The following is a 21,865-nucleotide window of genomic DNA, read 5'->3' as shown; positions in this document are numbered from 1 at the left end:
CGCCACCCTCCCGGGGGGCGGCCCCCCCCCCCCGCGCGCCCCCGCCCGACTCGTTCCCGCCGCCCTTTCAGAACAGACGCAGCTTGTCGTCCTCGATGCCCCGCATCGCGTTGTAGTCCAGGATCGTGCAGCCGATGCCGCGGTCCGTGGCGAGGACCTTGGCCTGCGGCTTGATCTCCTGGGCCGCGAAGATGCCCCGGACGGGCGCCAGATGGGGATCGCGGTTCAGCAGCTCCAGGTAACGGGTGAGCTGTTCCACACCGTCGATCTCGCCCCGGCGCTTGATCTCGACGGCAACGGTCCGGCCTTCGGCGTCCCGGCACAGGATGTCCACCGGCCCGATCGCCGTCATGTACTCACGGCGGATGAGGGTGTAGCCCTCGCCGAGCGTCTCGATACGGTCGGCCAGCAGCTCCTGCAGGTGCGCTTCCACGCCGTCCTTGATCAGGCCCGGGTCCACGCCCAACTCGTGCGAGGAGTCGTGCAGGACCTCCTCCATCGTGATGATGAGCTTCTCGCCCGCCTTGTTGATGACGGTCCAGACGCCTTCCTCGTCGCCCGCCCCCTCCTTGAGGGTGCACGGCGGCGACATCCAGTTGAGGGGCTTGTAGGCCCGGTCGTCCGCGTGGATCGAGACGCTGCCGTCCGCCTTGACCAGGATCAGGCGGGGGGCCGAGGGAAGGTGGGCGGTGAGCCGGCCGGCATAGTCGACGGAGCACCGGGCGATGACGAGACGCATGGTCGGCAACGCTACTCGACGCCCCGCCCTCCACGCGATTCGCCCGCCCGTCTCCCACCACCACCCTCAACCGAGCCCCTACGGGCCGCACTCACGCCCGCCCTCACCCGCCACGCCCCTCACGCCCGCTCTCAGCGGCCACGCCCCTCACGCCCGCTCTCAGCGGCCACGCCCCTCACGCCGCCCTCAGCGGCCACCCCGTTCGACCGACGCCCTCCCGGCCGCCCTCAGCGGCCACCCCGTTCGACCGACGCCCTCCCGGCCGCCCCGATTGATCCGTCCTCCGACCAGACCCCCGCGACCGATCCTGACGAGTCGCCTGCACACCCCTGTTCAACCCTGGCCGATTGTGTGCCTAAAGGGACCGTCGCATATACGCAATCTCCTGGTGGGGTCACCGTCCGTTGCCTACCGTAGTAAACGGGAGGTCGCGAAGTGTGTACTCAGCGTGTTCGGTATCGCGAACTCCCTTACCTGTCCGCCAACCCCTGCTGTACGGGGGTGCGAGAGGAGTACCCATGTCGCTCGACGTCTCACCGGCCCTACTCGAACAGGCCGAGCGAGGCGAGGTCGACGAAGTAGATTTCGTCGACTGCGTCCGGACCTCCCTGCCCTATGCATGGGAGATGATCAGCTCCCTGGTGGCCCAGCTGAAGGTGGACGGCGGAGAGTTCGCCGACAACCAGACGCCCCCGCCGGACGAGCAGGCACGCGGTCAGCTGCTGCGTGCGCTCGCGAGTGACGCCATACGCGGCGCCCTGCAGCGGCACTTCGGTGTGCGGCTGGCCTTCCAGAACTGCCACCGTGTGGCGGTGTTCCCACTGGACGCCTCGGTCGACGAGACGCTGGCCCGCTTCACCTCGGTGCGCAACCAACTGCTGAACCAGTCCCCGGAACTGCGGGACTGCTGACGCCGTGTTCCGGTACTGCTGACGCAGTGAGCCGCTTGCTTGCCGCTCCACACGCGGGAGGTGCAATCAGTCACTGGGGCGGCAAGCTCCCCGCGGAGGTGTGAGGTCACCGGAGGTGCGGCAGTACCTCGGCACCCAGCCGTCGTACGTTCTCCTCCGTGGCCGCAAGGTCCCCCGAGCCCTCGGTCAGCAGGGCGAATCGGGAGATGCCGGTCCGCTCGGAGGTCGCCGCGAGCCGGTCGGCACACAGCCGCGGGGTCCCCACCGGATGCAGTCCGCAGAGCAGTTCGGTGTAGGCGAGCGGGTCGCGCATCGAGCGGGACCGGCCGTCCACCGTCGTATGGGCCTCCAGGCCCTGCTTCAGCCACCCCGGCATCGCCTTCGTCAGCGTCTCCACGGCGTCGGTGCGCCGGTCGGCGATCTGGCAGACGCCGGCGGAGACATGGGCCGCGCCGAGGATCTCCTCGGCGGGCCTTCCGGCCGCCCGCGCGTGCTGTCGCCACAGCGCGACCATCTCGGCCTTCTCCTCGTCCCCGACGTGCATCCCGAGCAGCATCGCCAGCCCCCGCTCGGCGGCCAGCCGGACGCTCGCCGGAGAGGTGCACGCGACCACCACCTCCGGTCCCGGCGCCTCCGTCAGCGCCTCCGACGGGCGCGGTACGACCGGGACTTCACGGAACGAGAAGCGTGGGCCGGAGGCCGACACGGCCGGTTCGCGCAGCCAGCGCATCAGCAGTTCGAGTGATTCCGGGAAGCCGTGTTCGTACGCCTCGAGGCCGCTCCCGAACACCTCCAGATCCACCCAGGGCCCGCCCCGGCCCACGCCGAGCGTGAAACGGCCGCCGCTCGTCACGTGCAGCAGCGCGGCCTGCTCGCCGAGCGCCACCGGGTGGACCGTGGGCAGTACACTCACCGCCGTGCCGACCCTGAGACGCCTGGTGCGGCCCAGCAGCAGGGCCGCCAGCGTGACCGCGGACGGGCACGTGCCGTACGGCACGAAGTGGTGCTCGGCCAGCCAGACCGCGTCCAGACCGGCCTCCTCGGCCACCTCCGCCGTGCGCACCGCCCGGTGCAGGGCCTCCCCCTGGCCCTGGCCCGGGAACTGGGCGGCCAGCACAAAACTACCTACGCGCATCGTTTCTTCCTGCTTTCCTGGCTCCGACCCGGAGCTCCCCCACCGGGCATAACCGTCTGACACGTGCCGAGGACACGGCCTGGCGAAGAGATTTGCGGATTGTCTGGAGAATGGGTCGTCCTGCAGGGGGACTTGTGCGGGTTGGTGCCCTACGCGTACCCCCGCGCGCGCGTCGTAGGCTGGACACAGCCCTTGCTTCCTGTATAGCCCCGAGAGGTGTCCCGTGTCCCCGCGTCGCAACCGACCCCAGGGCCCGAATGGAGCCTCCCCCTCCGGACAGAGCTCCGGCCGGAGCGCCGAGGACGACCGCGCGGACCGGTACGGCGGCTGGCAGTCCAGCGAGAGCTGGCAGGGCGAGGAGTGGAGCGTGCGTCATGTCGCGGGCGCCAGCGCGGTCGGCAAGACGTACCGCTGCCCGGGGTGCGACCAGGTGATTCCCTCCGGTCTCCCGCACGTCGTGGCCTGGCCGGAGCACTCGGGCGTCGACGAGCGCCGGCACTGGCACAAGGCCTGCTGGAACGCGAAGGACCGCCGCACCACGCGGGTGCAGCGGTCCCGTAACGCCCCGAGGTTCTAGCGAGGACTCACACGTCCCGCTTCTCCAGCAGCGCGTAGGCGCCGGCGAACGCGACGGCCGTCACGCCCAGGATGATCCACAGCGGGTCCCAGCCCGAAGGGCCGTTGTCGCTGAGGGAGTTGGAGTAGAAGACGCTCAGCTGGTTCGGGATCGAGTACTCGAACAGGGCGTTGCGCACCTTCTCCAACGACTGCGAGAACATGAACAGCGCGATCACCAGCGGGGCGAGCACCGCGCCGATCATGATGGTGATGGCGCCCGCCGAGTGCCGGATGATCGAGCCGATGATCAGCGAGAGCAGCCCGAGCAGCGCGATGTAGAGGCTGACGCCGACGGTGCCCTTCAGCCATTCCCCGCCGGTCGGCGTCCGGGCCACGTCGTTCAGCATCGACACCTGTGTCATGGCCACGAACGCGCTGGCCGCGAGGGTGATCACGAACGCGAGGGCGAAGAAGACGATCGCCTTCGCCGCGAGCACCCGAGCGCGGGAGGGGCAGGCCACCATCGTCGTACGGATCATTCCGGTGCCGTACTCGGAGGCAGTGGTCAGCACGCCCAGCGTGATGATGCACATGCTGCCGAGCAGCAGCCCGAAGAAGCCGAGCGACAGCGCGTTCTCGCGGGACAGGTCGTCCGACGAGGAGGAGGAGTTGCTGACCACCGCGCCGGCCAGCAGGCCGATGCCGACGACGAGGAGAACGAAGACGCCGAGCGTCCAGATCGTCGAGCGCACCGAGCGGATCTTCGTCCACTCCGAGGCGATGGCGTGCCCGAGGTGGGTGCGCACCACCGGGATCGGCGAGGTGTAACCGGCGTACGGGCCGCCGGGCGCCGCCTGCCACTCGGGCGCGGCCGGGGCTGCCTGCGGCATCGGGGGCTGGTGGGTGCTCATCGGGCGTCCTCGGGCTTGGTCAGGTCGGCGGGGGCGGAGGCGGGAGCGGGCGCGGGAGCCGGCTGTGACGATTCAGCGGGCGCCGGAGCGGGTGCCGGGGCCGGCGCGGCGTAGGGGTTGGGAGCGGCCTGGGGCGCCCCGTAGGGGGCCTGCGGGGCGCCGTACGCGCCTGCGGGTGCCCCCTGCGCGCCGTACGGTCCCGCGAACGGCTGGCCGCCCCGCTGGGGCGGCGGCGGGGCGTACCAGCCCGGCTGGCCCTGCCCGGGCACCGGCATGGGCGGCTGCGCGCCGGGCGGCAGCGGCTGCTGGAAGCCGGCCTTCTGGTCGACGGTGGAGCGGTAGTCCACGGCGCCCTGCGTCATCCGCATGTACGCCTCTTCGAGCGAGGCCTGGTGCGGCGAGAGCTCCCACAGCCGTACGTCCGCCTCGTGCGCGAGGTCGCTGATCCGCGGCAGCGGCAGGCCGGTCACCCGGAGCGCCCCGTCCTGCTCGGGCAGGACATGGCCGCCGGCCTCGGTCAGCGCCGAGCTGAGCTTCTCGCGCACCTGCGGCTCGGTGTCCGGGGTGCGCACCCGCGCGAAGTCGGCGGAGTTGGCCGAGATGAAGTCCGTCACGCTCATGTCGGCGAGCAGCTGGCCGCGCCCGATGACGATGAGGTGGTCGGCGGTGAGCGCCATCTCACTCATCAGATGGGAGGAGACGAAGACCGTACGGCCCTCGGCGGCGAGGGACTTCATCAGGTTGCGCACCCAGAGGATGCCTTCGGGGTCTAGGCCGTTGACCGGCTCGTCGAAGAGCAGCACCTGGGGGTCGCCGAGCAGGGCGGCGGCGATGCCGAGGCGCTGGCCCATACCGAGCGAGAAGCCCTTGGAGCGCTTTCCGGCCACGTCCTGGAGGCCGACCACACCGAGCACCTCGTCGACCCGGCGGGCCGGGATGGCGGAGAGCTGGGCCAGGGAGAGCAGGTGGTTGCGGGCGGACCGGCCGCCGTGCACCGCCTTGGCGTCGAGCAGCGCGCCGACCTTGCGGGCGGCGTTGGGCAGCCTGCGGTAGGGGTAGCCGCCGATCGTCACCTGGCCGGCGGTCGGGTTGTCCAGACCCAGGATCATCCGCATGGTCGTCGACTTGCCCGAGCCGTTGGGTCCGAGGAAGCCGGTGACGGCGCCGGGCCGCACCTGGAAGGAAAGGTTGTACACGGCGGTCTTGTCGCCGTAGCGCTTGGTCAGGCCGACAGCCTCGATCATGCTCCGCACCCATCGAAAGGATCAGGACAGCAGGGCAGACGCCCCCGTAAGGGTTAGGAGGATATCCGGGCGCTGACGGTTCCCATCAAGAGCTGGCAAAGCCGGTCCGTATCGGTCCGGTCACTGGGCATCCCGTTTCCTCAGCAGGACATACCCGCCGGCGAGCGCGGCGACCACCCACAGCCCCATGATCCCGAGCCCGCCCCAGGGCCCGTACGGGACGTCGTCGCCCACTCTCGGCACCACCTGCATGATGTGGCCGCCCGCCTGGTCCGGCAGGAACCGGCCGATCTTCTTGGTCGCGTCGACGTTGCCGAGGATGTTGGAGATCAGGAAGAAGAACGGCATCAGGATGCCTAGCGACAGCATCGGCGAGCGCAGCATCGCGGCCACGCCCATGGAGAACGTCGCGATGAGCGTCATGTAGAGGCCGCCGCCGATGACCGCGCGCAGCACCCCGGTATCGCCGAGGTGGGCCCGGTGGGAGCCGAGCATGGCCTGCCCGAGGAAGAACGCGGCGAAGCCGGTCACCATGCCGACGACCAGCGCCAGGCCGGTCGCCACCGCGATCTTGCTGAAGAGGAAGGTGGCGCGCTGCGGTACGGCGGCCAGCGAGGTGCGGATCATGCCGGTGCTGTACTCGTTCGACACCACCAGCACCCCGAACACGATCATCGCGAGCTGTCCGAGGGTCAGCCCGGCGAAACTGATGTTCGTCGGGTCGAAGGAGAGCCGTTCCCGCGCGGGCATGTTGCCGAACTGACTGTTCGCCAATGCGGAGAGCAGCATCCCGAGCGCCACGCTGACGACCACGGCGAGGGACAGCGTCCACACCGTCGAGGAGACCGACCGGATCTTGGTCCACTCGGACCGTACGACCTGAGCGACGACCGCCATCACGCCCCCTTGTCCCAGCCGGAACCCCAGGCCTGCGGCACCGGGGCCGAGTCGGCGTGCGCGTGGTACTCCACGGACTCCGCCGTCAACTGCATGAAAGCCTCCTCCAGCGAGGCCTGCTGGATGCTCAGCTCGTGCAGCACGATCCCGTGCTGCGCGGCCAGCTCCCCGATCGGCTCGGCCTTCGCGCCCTCCACCTCCAGCGCCCCGGCCCCCGTCTCGACGACGGTGATCCCGGCCCCGTGCAGCACATCGAGCAGCCGCTCGCGCTGGGGGGAGCAGATCCGGACGTACGACCGCGAGTTCGTCCGGATGAAGTCCGCCATGGAGGTGTCGGCGAGCAGCCGTCCCTGCCCGATGACGACGAGGTGATCGGCGGTCAGTGCCATCTCGCTCATCAGGTGGGAGGAGACGAACACGGTCCGGCCCTGGGCGGCCAGCGACTTCATCAGATTCCGGATCCAGTGGATCCCTTCCGGGTCGAGCCCGTTCACCGGCTCGTCGAACATCAGGATCCGCGGATCCCCCAGCAGGGCCCCGGCGATCCCGAGCCGCTGTCCCATGCCCAGCGAGAACCCCTTGGCCTTCTTCCGCGCCACCGCCGTGAGTCCGACGGTGTCAAGGACCTCGGCCACTTTGGCCTTCGGGATCCCGTTGCTCTGCGCCAGGCACAGCAGATGGTTGAAGGCACTGCGCCCACCGTGCACGGCCTTGGCGTCGAGCAGCGCCCCCATGTACGTCAGTGGGTCCTTGAGCTGCGCGTACCGCTTGCCGTCGATCCGCACGTGACCGGCCGTGGGGTGGTCGAGCCCGAGGATCATCCGCATCGTGGTGGACTTCCCGGCGCCGTTGGGTCCGAGGAACCCGGTCACGATGCCGGGCCGCACGGCGAAGGTGAGGTCGTCGACCGCGGTCGTGTCGCCGTAGCGCTTGGTCAGGCCCTCCAGCTCGATCATGCGGCCACGCTAAGACCGGCTTACGGGGGCTGCCACCTGAGCGGGCCTCGGTTGATGGGTGCGGCGCCGTGGGGGCTGGTCGCGCAGTTCCCCGCGCCCCTTTCAGGGGCGTGCACCTGGCGCCCCTTCAGGGGCGCGGGAACCGCGCGAGCGACCACATCCCACCCGCACCCGCACGACAAAGGCCCGCACCCCCCGAAGGGCATGCGGGTCTTTGAATGTCGGTCGTTACCAGTCAGCGCTTACCGGGACTGCTGAGCCGGAACCCCACGGGAGATCGGCTCGTCCTCCGCCGGAGAGCTCGCGGCGGCGACCGCCGCACCGGTCAGCGTGGCCAGCATCTCGCGGACGTTGGTCAGCTGAGCGTTGATGCTGTCGCGGCGGTTGGTCAGCGCGGCCAGCTCGCGCTCGGATTCCGAGCGGATCCGGTCGGCCTTGGCGTTCGCGTCCGCGACGATGTCCTCGGCCTGACGCTGAGCCGTCTCGACGGTCTGACGCGCCCGGCGCTCCGCGTCGGTGCGCAGCTTCTCCGCCTCGAGACGCAGCTGCTCCGCGCGGTGCTCGATCTCGGCGAGCCGCTTCTCGGCCTTCTGCTGACGCGAGGCCAGGTCACGCTCGGACTGCTCACGCCGCTTGGCGAGGTTCGTCTCGAAGTCGGCGGCGGCCTGCGCGGCCTTCGCGCGGGTCTCCTCGAAGAGCGCGTCCGCTTCCTCACGCTTGGACTGCGCGTCCTTCTGGGCCTCGGAACGCAGCTGCGACGCGTCGCTCTTGGCCTTCTCGACGATCCGGACGCCCTCGTCCTCGGCCTTCGCCTTGCGCTCCGCAGCGAACGATTCTGCGTCGTTGCGCACCTGCTGGGCCGCCGACTCGGCGAGCTCACGGTGCTGCTCGGCCGCCCGGCGGGCCTCCTCGCGCAGGTCCTTCGCCTCCTCCTCGGCGAGGCGAAGGATCTTCTCGACACGCGCGCCGAGGCCGGCGTACGACGGCTCCGCGTCGCTTACCTGAGCCTGGGCGTTCTGCGTCTCGAGGTGGAGCTCCTCGATGCGCTTTTCCAGAGCGGTGATGCGGGCGAGAGCGCTGTCACGGTCGGAGACGAGCTTGGAGATGCGTTCGTCCACCTGAGCGCGGTCGTACCCACGCCGCACAAGCTCGAAGCCGTAGGGGGAAGTGTCGCTCATGGGGTTCCTGTCGAGTGAGACCGGTGAGGTGATAGGTGGAATCCTAGGGGCCGAAGCGGTGTGTCATCGAGCGGATACGTGTTTGATCTGGAGAATGACACCCCTTTTGGGTGGCTAGCTGTGAGATCGCTTGCCAGAGACTCTGTCAAAGGTTCGGTCAAATACCCCAGAAGACTACAGAACCGGCACTGTTCCTTAACCTTCTGACGACTTGCCACCCGATCGAGGGGCGCCCACCGTGCTGCCCGCCTTGACTCCGCCGTCCTTGTTGGACGCCGGGGTCTCGAAGGATTCCAACGCCTCCAGGACGTCCTGGACACGGGAGATCTCGCCGTTGATGTTCTCGCGGCGGCGCTCCAGGATCTCCAGTTCGCGCTTGCCGGCGTCGACCGTGGCCCGGGCCTCGCGGATCGCCTCGGCCTTGAGTTCCTCGGCCTCCCGGACGAGCGTGGCCTTCTTCTGCTCGGCCTCCTTGAGCAGCCCCTCCGCCTTCTTGACGGCGGCGATACGGACCTTGCCCGCCTCGGAACTGGCCTCCGAGACCAGGTCCTTCGCCTTGGCCTGGGCCTTGGCGAGCTGTTCCTCGGCGGCCTTGATGAGCGCGTCGCAGCGGTCGCCGGTGGACTTCATGGTCTCGGCTGCCTCGCGGCGAGCCCGCTCGTGCAGCTCCTCGATCTCGTTGGTGATGCGGTCGCGCAGCTCCTCCGCCCGCTCCCTTATGGCGGTGGCGTCCCGGCGGGCGCCGACGAGCAGCTCGTCCGCGTCCGTACGGGCCTTCTCCACCAGCGAGTTGCCCTCGACCGTGGCCTCGGACACCAGCCGGTCGGCCTCCTTGCGGGCCGCGCCGACCATGCTGTCGGCCTGCGCCTCGGCGTCCGCGGTGGTCTTGTGGGCCTGCTGCTGGGCCTCGGTGAGCAGCTTGTCGGCCTCGGCGGTCGTCTCGTTGATGAGCGTGTCGACCTGCTCGGCCACGTCCTGACGCCGTTTGTTGGCGTCCCGGCGGGCGTCGTCGAGGGTGCGGTCGGCCTCCTCGCGGGCGGCGTTGACCATGCGCTCGGCCTCCGCCTCCGCGTCCGCCTTGAGGCGCTCGGCGTCGCTGCGGGTCCGCTCGGCGTGCAGCTGGGCGGAGCCGACCGTCTCGGCGGCCTCGGCCCGCAGCCGCTCCGCGTCCCCGGAGGCGTCCGCGATCAGCTTCTCCGCCTTGGCGATGGCGTCCGCGCGGACGCGGTCGGCCTCGGCGATGGTCTCGTTCTGCAGCAGCTCGGCCTCGTTGCGGGCCTCGGTGATGAGGGTGTCCGCCTGGGTCGCCGCGTCCGAACGGATGCGGTTGGCGTCCTCCCGGGCCTCGGCACGCGCACGCGCGGCGTCCTGCTCGGCCTGCGCGATGCTGTCCGAGGCCTCGGTGCGCACCCGCTGGGCGTGCGCGGACGCCTCCGAACGCAGCCGCTCCGACTCCGTCATGGCGTCGGCCACGGTCCGCTCGGCCAGCGCCTTCGCCGCCTCGGACGCCTCCGCGGCCTCGCGGCGGATCCGGGCGGCGTCCTCGCTGGCCCGCTCCCGCTCGGCATAGGCGTCCGCGCGGACCCGGTCCGACTCCTCCTCGGCCTCCCGGCGGGTCCGGTCCGCCACATGCTCGGCGGCCGAACGCAGCCCGGCGATCTCCTCCTGCGCCTGCTCGTGCAGCCCCGAGACCGAGTCACGCACCTGCTGGGCGTGCTGCTCGGCGGCGGACACCATCTCGGTGGCCCGCCGGTCGGCCTCCTCGACCAGCCGTACCGCCTCGGCCTGCGCCTCCTCGACGCGGTTGCGCGCGGAGGCGAGCAGTTCCTCGCTCTGCTCGCGGGCCCGCTCGCGCTCCTGGTCGGCCTCCTGACGGGCGGAGCCGAGCAGGTCCTCGGCCTCCCGGCGCCGCCGGGTGGCCTCCTCCTGCGCGGCGGCCAGCGTCTCGGACGCCTCGGTGGACAGCCGCTCGGCCGCCGCCTGCGCCTCGGCGCGGACCCGGTCGGCGGTGTCCTGGGCCTCCTGCTTGAGCCGCTCCGCCTCGGCCGCCGCCTCGGAGCGCAGCCGTACGGCGATGGACTCGCCCTCCGCGCGGGACGCGGACGCGTCGGCCGCGGCCTCGTCGCGCAGCCGCTGGGCCTCGGTCTCGGCCTGCTGCTGCAGCGTGCGGATGCGTTCGGCGGCCTCGGAGCGCAGCCGGTCGGTCTCCTCGCCGGCCTCCCGGCGGATCCGGCCGGCCTCCTCACGGGCCTCGGTGAGGGCCTGCTCGGCGTTGGCGAACCGCTCCTCGGCCTCGGTGTGCAGCCGGGTCAGCTCCTCGGCGGCCTCCGCGCGCCGGGCCTCCACGCCCCGCTCGGTCTCCTCGCGCAGCTCGCGCGCGGCCCGCTCGGCGTCCTCCTTGAGAGCCTCGGTCTGCTCCAGGACCTCGGTGCGGTGCCGGTCGGCCTCCTGGCGGGTGCGCTCCAGGGTCTCCTCGGCCTGCCGGCGCAGCGTCGTCGCGCGCTCGATGGCCTCGGTGCGGACCTTCTCGCTGTCCGCGGTGGCGGTCTGCCGCAGCTCGTCCGCGTCGGCCTTGGCCTTGGCGAGCAGCTCCTCGGCGGACCTGGCCCCCTCCTCGATCTTCTGCACGGCCTCGCGCCGGGCCTCGGCACGGATCGACTCGCCCTCGGCGACCGCGTCGGAACGCAGCTGCTCGGCCTCGCCGCGCAGCCGGCGGGCCTCCTCCTGCAGCTCGACCGTCTTGGCGCGGTACTCCTTGGTGTCGTCCTTCGCCGTGCCCTTGAGCTGCTCGGCGATGTCGTGTGCCTCGGCGCGCAGCCGGTCCGCCTCGGTCTCCGCCTCGGTGCGGATCCGCTCGGCCTCCTCGGCGGCGGCCTTGGTGGTGCGCTTGGCCTCCTCGGCCGCCCTGTTCAGGACGTCCTCGGCGGTCTTGGCGGCCTTGGACAGCTGGGAGGCGCTCTCCTCGGCGGTCAGGGTGCGGGCCTTCTCGGAGGCCTCCGCGATGATCTTCTCGGCCTCGGCCCTGGCGTCCGCGACCACCTGCTCGGCGCTCGCCTTGGTGGCCTCGGCGTCCTTGGTGGCCTCGCTGACCAGCCGGGCGACCTGCTCTTTCGCCGTACGGGTGCGCTGCTCGTTGGTGGCCTCGGCGCTGGCCAGGGCCTTCGAGGCGGTCGCCTCGGCCTCGGTGACCAGTTTCTCGGCCTCGGACTGCGCCTTGCGCAGCGCCTCGTCGGCCTCCGCGATGCGCTGCTCGGCGGCCCGGCTCAGCTCACCGGCCTGCCGGCGAGCCGTGTCCGCCTCCGTCGCGGTGGAGTTGCGCAGCTGCTCCGCGTGGTCGGTGGCCTCCTGGGCCTGCGTGGACGCGGCGTTCAGCAGCCGTTCGGCGTCCCGGCGGGCGCGCAGCAGTAGCTGCTCGGCCTCCGCGCGGGCCGCCTCGGCGTCGCTGGTGACCCGCTGCCGGGCCTCGGTGGCCAGCCGCTCGGCCTCGGCACGGGCAGCGGCCATGGCCTGCTCGGCCTCGGCCCGCGACTCGTCGAGCAGCCGCCGCGCCTGGGACTCGGTCCGGGCCCGCAGCTGCTCGGCCCACGCCACGTTCTCGTTGACGTGCGACTCGACGGTCTGCCGACGCTCGGCCAGCTCCTGGTCCAGCTGCTGGCGGCGGGTCACCGCCTCCTGGTGCAGCTCGGCCTGGAGCCGCGCGGCCTGCTCGGCGTGCTCCTGGAGGATCCGCTGGGTCTGCGCCCGGGCCTCCGCGGCCACCCGCTCCGCCTCCTGGCGGATCTGGTCGGCCTGCACCTGGGCGTTACGGAGCAGCTGCTCGGCGTGGTAGCCGATGTCACCGCCGTCGAACGCGGGCCGGGACATGATGGTGCGGCGCGCCTCGTGCAACTTGGCGCGCAGCACCTCGACCTGGTAGCCGAGGTCCTCGGCATGCTGGATCGCCTTTTCCCGCTCGGTCTTCAGCCGCTTCATCTCGGCCTCGAACCGAGAGAGGTGGTCGACGTCAGCCGCCGGCTCTCGCTCCTGGCTCTCGTAGCCCCGCACTGCGCGGTCCCATCCGTCCCCTGGTCGCAACCTTCTCCGAACGAGCTCCGTCCATCCGCCGAACGGGGCCCCCGGGGAATGGTGTCAGATCAACGGCGGAGCACGGGCTGCTGCCCCGACGCTCGTCCCCCGAAACCCGGACCCCGGCATGCGGCCGCCCCGGCCCTGCGAACATGCGAAGGGACGACCGTCCCCAACCCTACCGGCCCATATGTACGAGGGTCAGTGCTCAGGTGACTCAACAGCCGCCGAAGTGACCAGTTCTGTCAGTACACCGTGGCAATCCTTCGGGTGCAGGAAGGTAATCCGCGACCCCATGGAGCCGATCCGTGGCTCCTCGTACAGAACGCGTACGCCCTTGGAACGGATGTCCGCGGCGTCACCGTCCACGTCCGCCGTACCGAAGGCGATGTGGTGCACCCCCTCGCCGTTCTTCGCGAGCCACTTGCCGACCGCCGAGTCCTCCCGGGTCGGCTCCAGAAGCTGCAGGTAGGAGGCGCCTCCGTCGGACGTCTCGTTGATCTTGAGCATGGCCTCCCGCACGCCCTGCTCCTCGTTGACCTCCGTGTGGAACACCTCGAAGCCGTATGTCGCCCGGTAGAACTCGACGGTCGCGTCGAGGTCGTGGCAGGCGATCCCGATGTGGTCGATTCGCGTCAGCATGGATTCAGTGCAGCGCCACGGAGATGGTTACGCAACGTGCCAGCGATCACACTGACGGCCCGATGACGGCACGGAGTGCCACGCAATACATTCGAAGTACACCCTCAACTGGGGGGATCCCCCAGACCCCCCACTCGTTCACTCCTCGGCAGTGCAGCCGGTAAGGGGATCGCAGCTCATGACTTCTGGAACCGCTGGAACCACCTCAGTGATCGTCGCGGGCGCTCGGACGCCCATGGGACGACTGCTGGGCTCGCTGAAGTCCTTCTCCGGAGCCGACCTCGGCGGCTTCGCGATCAAGGCCGCCCTCGACCGTGCGGGGATCGGCGGCGACCAGGTGCAGTACGTGATCATGGGCCAGGTGCTCCAGGCCGGCGCCGGGCAGATCCCGGCCCGCCAGGCCGCCGTGAAGGCCGGCATCCCGATGAGCGTCCCGGCGCTCACCATCAACAAGGTCTGCCTCTCCGGCCTCGACGCCATCGCCCTGGCCGACCAGCTGATCCGGGCCGGCGAGTTCGACATCGTGGTCGCGGGCGGCCAGGAGTCCATGACCAACGCCCCGCACCTGCTCCCGAAGTCCCGCGAGGGCTTCAAGTACGGTGCGATCGAGATGCTCGACGCGATGGCGTACGACGGTCTGACCGACGCCTGGGAGAACATCCCCATGGGCGAGTCGACCGAGAAGCACAACACCCGCCTCGGCCTCGGGCGCGAGGAGCAGGACGCGGTGGCCGCGCTGTCCCACCAGCGGGCCGCCGCCGCGCAGAAGAACGGCGTCTTCGAGGCCGAGATCACCCCGGTCGAGATCCCGCAGCGCAAGGGCGAGCCGGTCGTCTTCAGCAAGGACGAGGGTATCCGCGGCGACACCACGGCCGAGTCGCTGGGCAGGCTGCGGCCCGCGTTCACCCGGGACGGCACGATCACGGCCGGCTCCTCCTCGCAGATCTCGGACGGCGCGGCGGCCGTGGTCGTGATGAGCAGGGCCAAGGCCGAGGAACTGGGCCTGGAGTGGCTCGCCGAGATCGGCGCGCACGGCAACGTGGCCGGACCGGACAACTCGCTCCAGTCCCAGCCGTCCAACGCCATCAACCACGCCCTGAAGAAGGAGGGCCTGGAGGTCGGCGACCTGGACCTCATCGAGATCAACGAGGCCTTCGCCGCGGTCGCCGTGCAGTCAATGAAGGACCTCGGCGTGTCCACCGAAACGGTGAACGTCAACGGCGGTGCCATCGCCCTGGGCCACCCCATCGGCATGTCCGGAGCCCGCCTCGTCCTGCATCTCGCCCTGGAGCTCAAGCGGCGCGGTGGCGGGGTCGGGGCGGCGGCGCTGTGCGGTGGCGGTGGCCAGGGTGACGCGCTGATCGTGCGGGTGCCGAAGGCCTGAGTGCGTTTCTCTGTTTCTCTGAGCGAACGGAAGTGAACGGAGCTGTGATGCAGGACGTCTCCTCACTGGTGGCCCAGGCCAGGGAGGGCCGACCGCGTGCGGTGGCCCGGCTGATCTCACTGGTGGAGGGGGCGTCCCCGCAGCTCAGGGAGGTCATGGCGGCACTCGCGCCATTGACGGGCAACGCGTATGTGGTCGGCCTTACGGGCTCCCCGGGGGTCGGCAAGTCGACCTCCACCTCGGCCCTGGTGACCGCCTATCGCAAACAGGGCAAACGTGTCGGTGTGCTGGCCGTCGACCCGTCCTCGCCCTTCTCCGGAGGCGCTCTGCTGGGCGACCGCGTCCGGATGTCCGACCATGCCTCGGACCCCGGCGTCTACATCCGCTCGATGGCCACGCGGGGCCACCTCGGCGGCCTGGCCTGGGCGGCCCCCCAGGCCATCCGCGTGCTGGACGCGGCGGGCTGCGACGTGATCATCGTCGAGACGGTCGGCGTGGGGCAGTCGGAGGTGGAGATCGCCTCCCAGGCGGACACGTCCGTCGTCCTGCTGGCCCCCGGGATGGGCGACGGCATCCAGGCGGCGAAGGCCGGAATCCTGGAGATCGGCGACGTGTACGTGGTCAACAAGGCGGACCGGGACGGCGCCGACGCCACCGCCCGTGAGCTGAACCACATGCTGGGCCTGGGCGAGTCCCGGGGCCCCGGAGACTGGCGCCCCCCGATCGTCAAGACGGTCGCCGCGCGCGCGGAGGGCATCGACGAGCTGGTCGAGGCCCTGGAGAAGCACCGCGCGTGGATGGAGGAGCGGGGCGTGCTGGCGGAACGCCGACTGGCCCGCGCCGCCCGCGAGGTCGAGACCATCGCGGTGACGGCGCTGCGCGCACGCATCGGAGACCTGCACGGGGACCGCCACGTCGACGCACTCGCGGACCGCATCGTGGCCGGCGAACTGGACCCGTACCGCGCGGCGGACGAACTGGTGGCGGGCCTGACGGAGGGCTGACGCCGGTTCGGCCGACGTCGTGGGGGTGGGGGCCGTTTCCCGCCCGCGGCAGCGTCGTGGCCGATCGCGCAGTTCGCCGCGCCCCTGACGGGGCGCTGCCCGGCCGCCCCACTTCAGCGCCACCCGGCTGCACCCTGCCGGCGTCGGAAGGCGATCCCCCCGCCCCACACGCAGCAAGCGGCGGACAGGACCTGAACCCCCGTCCGCCGCTGTCAGGTGCTGCCTGTTGTCATGGGCGCCCGCGCTGTCCCCGCAGGTGTTCGGCGATCGGCTTGAGGCCCTTGTCCAGCTCTATGAGCGCCTCCGGCGACAGCAGGTCGATGAAGTGCCGTCGCACGGAGGCGACATGATGTGGCGCCACCTTCTTCATCGTCTCCATGCCGTGTTCGGTGAGGACGGCGAACAGCCCGCGGCGGTCGGACTCGCAGTTCTCCCGGCGGACCAGGTCCGCGTTCTCCATACGGGTGATCTGGTGCGAGAGCCGGCTCTTGGACTGGAGCGTCGCGGCCGCGAGGTCGCTCATCCGCAGCCGGTAGTCCTCGGACTCGGACAGATTCACCAGGATCTCGTAGTCGTTCATTGTCAGGCCGAACGGTTGCAGATCCTTTTCGAGCTGGTACGTCAACAGCCTGTTGACCTCCAGGTGGGTGCGCCAGGCGCACTGCTCCGCATCGGTCAGCCAGCGCGTGGCCGTCTCGGTCTCCATGTATGAAGTCTACCTAAAATGTTGAAAGGCGAACTAGTGAGGGCGGTGTGACTGCGCGCACGCGTTCGATGTCACACTCCGCAGACTACCGCTCACAGCCCGAAGCGACGTTGCAGGTCCCCCAGCTGTCCGGGAAGGCGCGGTGTGCCGGATTGCTGTGAATGACCTGTGAAAGGCCCGCTTCCGCCGGGCACTCCGGGCTCGTGTGGAACCGCTCCCGTGGCCTGCTCCGCCATCAGGGTCTCGGTGGACTGGAGCAGCACCGTACCGGCCCCTACGAACTCGAACTGGTGCTCCTCTCCGGAGGCCCCGCCGAGGCCTGTCATCGCACGTAGACCGCCCATGACACCTGTCATGTAACCGTGGTCGTAGTGGTGGCAGGGGGAGGGGCAGTCGGCCCACCCCACGAGTGCCTGCGGGTCCACCCGGATCGGGGGTTCCATGAACACCACCGGACCGTTGGACGCGGCCACAAACTTTCCGGTTCCGATAAGGGTCAGAAAACCCGGCACGATGGACTGTTTGAGCGCGAGACTTGGCTGAAAAGCGAGCAGGTTGCCGGAGCGAATGGTCAGGTTGCCCTCCTCCAGATCGTACGAATTGACGTCGAAGGCCCGGTCGGCGAGGAGCATCTTCCCCGAGCCCTCCGCCACCACCCAGTCGCTCGCGTGCAGAGGCGAATGGAAGGAACTACGGACGAGACGGTCCAGACGCCCGTGTCCGACCCCGTTGAAGTCGATCGAGCCGTAGTAGGCGATCATCTTCCCCTTCTGCAGGAACCACTGGCCGCCCTTGAGCTCCACGCAGAAGGTGTACTTGTTGACGTTGTCGTCGACGGGGAGGGTCATGGGGTCGTGGACGACCGGTCCGGCGGCACCGTACGCGCTCACAGCTTCTCCTCCGACGCCTGGACGTACACCGTGCCGTTTCCGCTGAGCTCCAGCTGGAACGCCTCACCGGAGCCGCGGCCCACCATGTCCCGCCAGCCGAGCGCGGTCGACAGCTTGTTGCGGACGTCGCCGTGGTGGGCGACATAGGCCTGCGGGTCCACATGGACCGGGCGCTGCGGGGTGATCGGGATCTCGAACACCCCGCCGTGGGCCATCACGGCGACCGCGCCCTGGCCCTTGAGCGTGGTCGTGAACAGGCCCTGGCCGGTGACCTGGCCGCGCACCATGCCCATCACGCCGCCCTGGGAGCCCATGAACATCGTGCCCTGCTGGAGCGTGCCCTCGAAGGCGAGCAGCCGGTCCGCCTCGACGTAGAGGGTGTCACCGGTGAGGGTGATGACCTGGACGTGATGGCCGCCGTGCCCGAAGAACACCGTGCCGCTGCCCTCGACGGTCATCAGCGGGGTGGCCTCGCCGGCGACCCGGCGGCCGAGCATCGACATCAGCCCGCCCTGGCCGCCCTGGATGTTGGGTGTGAAGGACACCTCGCCCTTGTAGGCGAGCATCGCCCCGCGCTGGCTGTAGAGCCGCTGCCCGGGCAGGACGGTCGCCTCGACCATCTTGGAGTTCACCTCGCGCAGGGCCATCTCACACGTCCCCCGCGATCGTGTTCCGCTCGCTCGGCTGCACGTACACCAAGCCGTCCCCCTCGAACCCGATCTGGAAGGCCTCGCCGCCGCCCTCTCCGAGCAACGTGCGGAATGTCACACCTGACTGGAAGGACTGGCGGAGGTTGCCCTGGTGGGCGATGTACGCGCCCGGGTCGACGGTCAGCGGATACTGCGCGCTCACCCGGAGCACCACCGCCGGGCCGTCCGACGTGATCGCCGCCTGGCCGTGGCCCTCGACCGTGGTGGTGAACAGGCCGTTGCCCTGGGAGGCGCCGCGCAGGCCGGTGAAGGTCGTGCCGGTGCGCAGGCCGGCGTCGGTCGCGAGCAGGTTGCTCGACTCGACGTACAGCTTGTCGCCCTGCAGGCCGACCAGGTTGATCTCGGACGCCCGGTCCGCGAACCAGCACGTCCCGTGCCCCTTCACCTCCATCACCGTCATCTGCTCGCCGGTGAGCCGCCGGGTCACCATCCCCCGCAGCCCCTCACCGCCGCCGCTCAGTTTCTTGAACGCCATCTGCCCGTCGTACGCGACCATCGAGCCGTTCTTCGCCTTCACGGCGTCCCCGGTCATCTCGACGGCGAGCACCTTGCTGCCTTGGAGTCGGAACATCGCCACGCTGCGAAGGTAGCCGCAGGCCGACGCCACCAACAGGTCCCAGGGGTGGACGTCATCCCGGATCCGACCCCTAGGGGGCCACGGCAACGGCCACGGCTCAGGCAACGGCCACGGCTCAGGCAACGGCTCAGGCAACGGCCACGGCTCAGGCAACGGCCACTGCTCACGCAACGGCTCAGGCAACGGCCACAGCTCACGCAACGGCCACGGCCACGGTCACGGCTCCGGCTCCGGGGAGACCGGGCGGGCCGCCGGCAAGCGGGGCCGGCCCTCCAGGAGGCGGGTCGCCCCCGTCCTCCTCGGCCGGGACGGCGGGCGCGGTCGACGGGCCCGGCCTCCACCCCCGCGCGGGACCCGCGAGACTCCTTTGCCACAATGGGTGGACGTTTGTGCTTGCGTTCACAAAGAGTGGACGTCTCTCCCACCGAAGGTGACTCGTGGACATCAAGACCGCCACCGCCATCCGCCGCCTCCGCCTGGTCTCCGCCCCGGAGGCCGTCTCCTTCCTGATCCTCCTCGTCTGCTCGGTGCTGAAGCGGACCACGGACTTCAACGCGGTGCCCGTGATGGGTGCGATCCACGGTGTCCTGTTCATCCTGTACGTGGTCTTCTGGGCTGACGCCTGGAACCGTGCCAAGTGGCCGCTGGGGACCGCCGCCTTCTACTTCGTCCTCTCCGTCCTGCCGACCGGCGGCTTCTTCGCCGAACGCAAGCTGCGCCGCGAGGCCGAGGACGCGGTCATCGCGGCCCGCGCCCGCCAGGAAGGGGCCGTGAAGGCATGATCGTCGCCTTTTCCGTGACGCCGCTGGGTGTCGGCGAGGAGGTCGGGGAGTACGTCGCCGAAGCCGTCCGGGTGGTCCGCGAGTCCGGCCTGCCCCACCGCACCGACGCCATGTTCACCTCGATCGAGGGCGAGTGGGACGAGGTCATGGACGTCGTCAGGCGTGCCGTCGCCGCCGTCGAGGAACGCGCCCCGCGCGTCTCCCTGGTCCTCAAGGCGGACATCCGCCCCAGTGTCACCGACGGCCTCACCAGCAAGGTGGAGACGGTCGAGCGGTACCTCGCTCAGTAGCCGACAGCACCCCGACGTCGGAACCCCGGTCCCGCGAGGGCCGGGGTTTTCTTTCGCCGTGCGATTGAGCGATCGCTCAAAACTGGGTACCGTCACCCTCGGAGGGTTTGAGCGACCGCTCAAAAAGCACTCGAAGGACCAGGTGACGGGGGCACGACACCAATGGGGCTCTATATAGAGGCGCACATCCGCGCCGACCTCGACGAACTGTGGGCACGGACCCAGGACCCGGCCCAGCACCAGCGCTGGGACCTCAGGTTCACCGAGATCGACTACCTCCCGCGCGTGCCGGGCGAGCCGCAGCGCTTCCGTTACGCCACCCGGGTGCTGCCGTTCCTCACGGTCGCCGGCACCGGGATCTCGGCGGGGGAGAAGGAGCGCCCCGACGGCACCCGCACCTCCGCCCTGCGCTTCGCCTCCCCGCACCCGCTCTCGCTGCTCGCCGAGGGCAGCGGCTACTGGCGCTACGTCCCGGTCTCCGACGGCGTCCGCTTCCTCACCGGCTACGACTACCGGCCCCGCTGGGGCGGCCTCGGCGCGCTCGCCGACCGGTTCGTCCTCCGCCCGCTGATGCGGTGGGCGACCGCCTGGTCCTTCGACCGGCTGCGGCTGTGGCTGGAGCGCGGGATCACCCCGGAGCGGGCGCGGTGGAACTGGCTGGCCGAGATGGCGGCCCGCGCGCTGACGGCCGTCGGCTGCGCCGCCGGCCTGAGCCAGGGGCCGGTCCTCGACGCCCTCTCGCCCGCCGTCGCCTTCCTGGTCCCGCTCCTCCTCGTGGTCGCCCTCTCGCTGGCTCTCTTCGCGCCCCCGCTCGCCACCACCCCGGCGGCCCGCCGCTGCCTGCGCACCCCACCGACCCGGGTGACCGCGCCCAGCGTCCTGCGCACGCTGGGGAGGCAGTCGTGACCTCCATGTTCCGTACCGTGCTGGGCGCCGGCTTCGACCGGCTGCACCCGCAGCTCCAACGACGCTTCTCGGTCGGTCTGGCGAGCGGTGAGGCCTGCACCGGCCGGGGTGTGATGGAACGGATCTGGCACGGCCCGGCGTTCGTGCGGCCGTTCCTGGCACTGGGCGCCACCCGTAACATCCTGGTGCCGAAGGCGGGCCGGAACGTTCCGTTCGTGATCGAGAACGTGCCCTACGTCGACACCTACGGTCGTGAGACGGTGACCTTCGTGCGCACCTTCGACCTGCCCGGCCGTGCCCGCCGCTTCGACGCCCAGATGGTGCTCAGCCCCAAGGGCGACCGCATCCTCGACTACCTGGGCACCCACCAGCACCTCGCCAGCGAGCTGCACCTCCGTGCCGAGCCCGACGGCTCCCTGCTCATCCGCTCCGGCGAACACCGGTTCAGGGAGGGCCCGGTGGACGTCAGCGTCCCGGAACTGGCGGGTGCCACCGCCGAGGTGCGCGAGTCCTACGACGACCGGGCCGGCCGCTTCCGTATCCAGGTGCGGGTCGTGAACCGCTACTTCGGTCCGCTCTTCGGTTATCGGGGCTCCTTCGAGGCGTCGTACACCGATGTCCGCCGGTGCGGGGTCCGGCCGGGGCTGCGGCCGGTCCGTGAGGAGTCGCGCGCGTGAGCCCGGAGACCGCCAAGTCCCTGGAGACGAAGAACAAGCTGCTGGAGGGTGCGCTGCGGACGCTCACCGAGCAGGGGATCGCCAGGACGTCGGCCCGTACGGTGGCGGCGGCCGCGGGGGTCAACCAGGCGCTGGTCTTCTACCACTTCGGTTCCGTGGACGAGCTCCTCGCGGCAGCCTGCCGGTACGGCGCGGGGCAGGCCGTCGACCGGTTCCGCCCCCGCCTGGCCGCGGTCGGCTCGCTCTCCGAACTCCTCGCCGTGGGGCGGCAGATCCACGAGGAGGAGCGCGCGGGCGGCCATGTCACCCTCCTCGGGCAGCTGCTGGCCGGCGCCCAGACCCAGGAGGCGCTCCGTCCCGCCACCGCGGCCGGCCTCGAGCTGTGGATCGCCGAGATCGAGAAGGTGCTGGTCCGGGTCCTAGCGGCGACGCCGTTCGGCGAGTTCGCCGACCCGGCCGGCCTCGCCCGCGCGGTCGCCGCGTCCTTCGTGGGCATCGAGCTCTACGAGGGCGTCGACGCGTCCGGCGCCCACGCGGCCCTGGACGCCCTGGAGCAGCTCGGCGTACTGGTGGCCGCCCTGGACGACCTCGGCCCGGTGGCCCAGCGTGCGGTCCGGCACCACCTGCGCCGGGTCGGCCGCCGTTGAGACCGCCCCGCCCGTGCGTCGTGTGCCGGACCGGCGTGGTGACGGCCTCTGCGGCC

Annotated in this window: 22 protein-coding genes; 9 read left to right on the top strand and 13 right to left on the bottom strand. The window is 70.7% G+C overall.

Going from position 1 to position 21,865, the window contains the following annotated elements; all coding sequences use genetic code 11:
- Positions 1–67: 67 nt before the first annotated feature.
- Positions 68–739 (bottom strand): endonuclease NucS, encoded by a 672-nt coding sequence (gene nucS, locus AB0N16_RS36755; protein ID WP_365804524.1) that lies wholly within the window; start codon positions 737–739, stop codon positions 68–70.
- A 518-nt stretch (positions 740–1,257) separates the two neighbouring features.
- On the opposite strand from nucS, the gene AB0N16_RS36750 reads away from it, so the two are divergent.
- Positions 1,258–1,650, top strand: coding sequence for an SCO5389 family protein (locus AB0N16_RS36750; RefSeq protein WP_365804522.1), 393 nt, complete (start codon positions 1,258–1,260; stop codon positions 1,648–1,650).
- Positions 1,651–1,756: 106 nt separating this feature from the next.
- On the opposite strand, the gene AB0N16_RS36745 is transcribed toward AB0N16_RS36750, so the two are convergent.
- Positions 1,757–2,785: an LLM class flavin-dependent oxidoreductase gene (locus tag AB0N16_RS36745; protein ID WP_365804520.1), complete on the bottom strand. Its 1,029-nt coding sequence runs from the start codon at positions 2,783–2,785 to the stop codon at positions 1,757–1,759.
- 223 nt (positions 2,786–3,008) lie between these two features.
- Here AB0N16_RS36745 and AB0N16_RS36740 point away from each other — a divergent pair, with 223 nt between their 5' ends.
- Positions 3,009–3,362: an ATP/GTP-binding protein gene (locus AB0N16_RS36740; protein WP_365804518.1), complete on the top strand. Its 354-nt coding sequence runs from the start codon at positions 3,009–3,011 to the stop codon at positions 3,360–3,362.
- A gap of 7 nt (positions 3,363–3,369) precedes the next feature.
- Here AB0N16_RS36740 and AB0N16_RS36735 read toward each other — a convergent pair whose 3' ends face one another.
- The 7 genes from AB0N16_RS36735 to mce form a co-directional block, all read right to left on the bottom strand.
- Complete coding sequence (locus tag AB0N16_RS36735; RefSeq protein WP_365804516.1) at positions 3,370–4,254, bottom strand: ABC transporter permease subunit; 885 nt, start codon at positions 4,252–4,254, stop codon at positions 3,370–3,372.
- Positions 4,251–5,498: an ABC transporter ATP-binding protein gene (locus AB0N16_RS36730; protein ID WP_365804514.1), complete on the bottom strand. Its 1,248-nt coding sequence runs from the start codon at positions 5,496–5,498 to the stop codon at positions 4,251–4,253. Before AB0N16_RS36730 ends, AB0N16_RS36735 begins: the two co-directional genes overlap by 4 nt.
- Before the next feature lie 120 nt (positions 5,499–5,618).
- A complete protein-coding gene (locus AB0N16_RS36725; protein ID WP_365804512.1) occupies positions 5,619–6,395 on the bottom strand; it encodes an ABC transporter permease in 777 nt (258 codons plus the stop codon).
- On the bottom strand, positions 6,395–7,351 hold the full coding sequence (locus AB0N16_RS36720; RefSeq protein ID WP_365804510.1) for an ATP-binding cassette domain-containing protein: 957 nt from the start codon (positions 7,349–7,351) through the stop codon (positions 6,395–6,397). The genes AB0N16_RS36725 and AB0N16_RS36720 overlap by 1 nt, the downstream gene beginning before the upstream one ends.
- A gap of 242 nt (positions 7,352–7,593) precedes the next feature.
- Positions 7,594–8,529 (bottom strand): cellulose-binding protein, encoded by a 936-nt coding sequence (locus tag AB0N16_RS36715; protein WP_360477452.1) that lies wholly within the window; start codon positions 8,527–8,529, stop codon positions 7,594–7,596.
- Between the two features lie 195 nt (positions 8,530–8,724).
- Positions 8,725–12,573 (bottom strand): polarized growth protein Scy, encoded by a 3,849-nt coding sequence (scy, locus tag AB0N16_RS36710; RefSeq protein WP_365804508.1) that lies wholly within the window; start codon positions 12,571–12,573, stop codon positions 8,725–8,727.
- A gap of 222 nt (positions 12,574–12,795) precedes the next feature.
- Entirely contained in the window at positions 12,796–13,236 is a 441-nt protein-coding gene (gene mce, locus AB0N16_RS36705; protein WP_093499037.1) for a methylmalonyl-CoA epimerase, read from the bottom strand.
- A gap of 178 nt (positions 13,237–13,414) precedes the next feature.
- Between mce and AB0N16_RS36700 the strand changes: the two genes are divergently transcribed.
- Positions 13,415–14,620 carry an acetyl-CoA C-acetyltransferase gene (locus tag AB0N16_RS36700; RefSeq protein WP_365804506.1) on the top strand — a complete coding sequence of 402 codons (1,206 nt, stop codon included), beginning with the start codon at positions 13,415–13,417 and terminating at the stop codon, positions 14,618–14,620.
- A 47-nt stretch (positions 14,621–14,667) separates the two neighbouring features.
- The gene (meaB, locus tag AB0N16_RS36695; protein WP_351748493.1) at positions 14,668–15,624 is read left to right on the top strand and encodes a methylmalonyl Co-A mutase-associated GTPase MeaB; all 957 of its coding nucleotides are present in this window, start codon (positions 14,668–14,670) and stop codon (positions 15,622–15,624) included.
- Between the two features lie 229 nt (positions 15,625–15,853).
- Here the strand turns inward: meaB and AB0N16_RS36690 are convergent, their stop codons facing one another.
- The 4 genes from AB0N16_RS36690 to AB0N16_RS36675 all read right to left on the bottom strand — a co-directional run bounded on the left by AB0N16_RS36690 (position 15,854) and on the right by AB0N16_RS36675 (position 18,501).
- Positions 15,854–16,330: a MarR family transcriptional regulator gene (locus AB0N16_RS36690; protein ID WP_365804504.1), complete on the bottom strand. Its 477-nt coding sequence runs from the start codon at positions 16,328–16,330 to the stop codon at positions 15,854–15,856.
- A gap of 92 nt (positions 16,331–16,422) precedes the next feature.
- Positions 16,423–17,220: an AIM24 family protein gene (locus tag AB0N16_RS36685; RefSeq protein ID WP_365804502.1), complete on the bottom strand. Its 798-nt coding sequence runs from the start codon at positions 17,218–17,220 to the stop codon at positions 16,423–16,425.
- Complete coding sequence (locus tag AB0N16_RS36680) at positions 17,217–17,867, bottom strand: AIM24 family protein (protein ID WP_365804500.1); 651 nt, start codon at positions 17,865–17,867, stop codon at positions 17,217–17,219. Before AB0N16_RS36680 ends, AB0N16_RS36685 begins: the two co-directional genes overlap by 4 nt.
- 1 nt (position 17,868) lies before the next feature.
- Positions 17,869–18,501, bottom strand: a complete 633-nt coding sequence (locus AB0N16_RS36675; RefSeq protein WP_365804649.1) for an AIM24 family protein — start codon at positions 18,499–18,501, stop codon at positions 17,869–17,871.
- Positions 18,502–18,944: 443 nt separating this feature from the next.
- On the opposite strand from AB0N16_RS36675, the gene AB0N16_RS36670 reads away from it, so the two are divergent.
- The 5 genes from AB0N16_RS36670 to AB0N16_RS36650 all read left to right on the top strand — a co-directional run bounded on the left by AB0N16_RS36670 (position 18,945) and on the right by AB0N16_RS36650 (position 21,809).
- Positions 18,945–19,289: a DUF3817 domain-containing protein gene (locus AB0N16_RS36670; RefSeq protein WP_365804498.1), complete on the top strand. Its 345-nt coding sequence runs from the start codon at positions 18,945–18,947 to the stop codon at positions 19,287–19,289.
- Positions 19,286–19,579, top strand: a complete 294-nt coding sequence (locus tag AB0N16_RS36665) for an MTH1187 family thiamine-binding protein (RefSeq protein ID WP_365804495.1) — start codon at positions 19,286–19,288, stop codon at positions 19,577–19,579. The genes AB0N16_RS36670 and AB0N16_RS36665 overlap by 4 nt, the downstream gene beginning before the upstream one ends.
- A gap of 162 nt (positions 19,580–19,741) precedes the next feature.
- Positions 19,742–20,485 carry a hypothetical protein gene (locus AB0N16_RS36660; protein WP_365804493.1) on the top strand — a complete coding sequence of 248 codons (744 nt, stop codon included), beginning with the start codon at positions 19,742–19,744 and terminating at the stop codon, positions 20,483–20,485.
- A complete protein-coding gene (locus tag AB0N16_RS36655; RefSeq protein WP_365804491.1) occupies positions 20,482–21,162 on the top strand; it encodes a DUF4166 domain-containing protein in 681 nt (226 codons plus the stop codon). The genes AB0N16_RS36660 and AB0N16_RS36655 overlap by 4 nt, the downstream gene beginning before the upstream one ends.
- A complete protein-coding gene (locus AB0N16_RS36650) occupies positions 21,159–21,809 on the top strand; it encodes a TetR/AcrR family transcriptional regulator (RefSeq protein ID WP_365804489.1) in 651 nt (216 codons plus the stop codon). The genes AB0N16_RS36655 and AB0N16_RS36650 overlap by 4 nt, the downstream gene beginning before the upstream one ends.
- Positions 21,810–21,865 lie beyond the last annotated feature (56 nt).

It is taken from the genome of Streptomyces sp. NPDC051105 (assembly GCF_040682795.1).
In the GTDB taxonomy this organism is placed as follows: domain Bacteria; phylum Actinomycetota; class Actinomycetes; order Streptomycetales; family Streptomycetaceae; genus Streptomyces.
Note: the sequence above shows the minus strand (reverse complement) of the source record. Positions and strands in the feature narration are given on the sequence as shown.

Coding starts and splice junctions, on each gene's coding strand:
- nucS (WP_365804524.1), bottom strand. CDS start 739: ATGCGTCTCGTCATCGCCCGGTGCTCCGTCGACTATGCCGGCCGGCTC.
- AB0N16_RS36750 (WP_365804522.1), top strand. CDS start 1,258: ATGTCGCTCGACGTCTCACCGGCCCTACTCGAACAGGCCGAGCGAGGC.
- AB0N16_RS36745 (WP_365804520.1), bottom strand. CDS start 2,785: ATGCGCGTAGGTAGTTTTGTGCTGGCCGCCCAGTTCCCGGGCCAGGGC.
- AB0N16_RS36735 (WP_365804516.1), bottom strand. CDS start 4,254: ATGAGCACCCACCAGCCCCCGATGCCGCAGGCAGCCCCGGCCGCGCCC.
- AB0N16_RS36730 (WP_365804514.1), bottom strand. CDS start 5,498: ATGATCGAGGCTGTCGGCCTGACCAAGCGCTACGGCGACAAGACCGCC.
- AB0N16_RS36725 (WP_365804512.1), bottom strand. CDS start 6,395: ATGGCGGTCGTCGCTCAGGTCGTACGGTCCGAGTGGACCAAGATCCGG.
- AB0N16_RS36720 (WP_365804510.1), bottom strand. CDS start 7,351: ATGATCGAGCTGGAGGGCCTGACCAAGCGCTACGGCGACACGACCGCG.
- AB0N16_RS36715 (WP_360477452.1), bottom strand. CDS start 8,529: ATGAGCGACACTTCCCCCTACGGCTTCGAGCTTGTGCGGCGTGGGTAC.
- mce (WP_093499037.1), bottom strand. CDS start 13,236: ATGCTGACGCGAATCGACCACATCGGGATCGCCTGCCACGACCTCGAC.
- AB0N16_RS36700 (WP_365804506.1), top strand. CDS start 13,415: ATGACTTCTGGAACCGCTGGAACCACCTCAGTGATCGTCGCGGGCGCT.
- meaB (WP_351748493.1), top strand. CDS start 14,668: ATGCAGGACGTCTCCTCACTGGTGGCCCAGGCCAGGGAGGGCCGACCG.
- AB0N16_RS36690 (WP_365804504.1), bottom strand. CDS start 16,330: ATGGAGACCGAGACGGCCACGCGCTGGCTGACCGATGCGGAGCAGTGC.
- AB0N16_RS36680 (WP_365804500.1), bottom strand. CDS start 17,867: ATGGCCCTGCGCGAGGTGAACTCCAAGATGGTCGAGGCGACCGTCCTG.
- AB0N16_RS36675 (WP_365804649.1), bottom strand. CDS start 18,501: ATGTTCCGACTCCAAGGCAGCAAGGTGCTCGCCGTCGAGATGACCGGG.
- AB0N16_RS36665 (WP_365804495.1), top strand. CDS start 19,286: ATGATCGTCGCCTTTTCCGTGACGCCGCTGGGTGTCGGCGAGGAGGTC.
- AB0N16_RS36660 (WP_365804493.1), top strand. CDS start 19,742: ATGGGGCTCTATATAGAGGCGCACATCCGCGCCGACCTCGACGAACTG.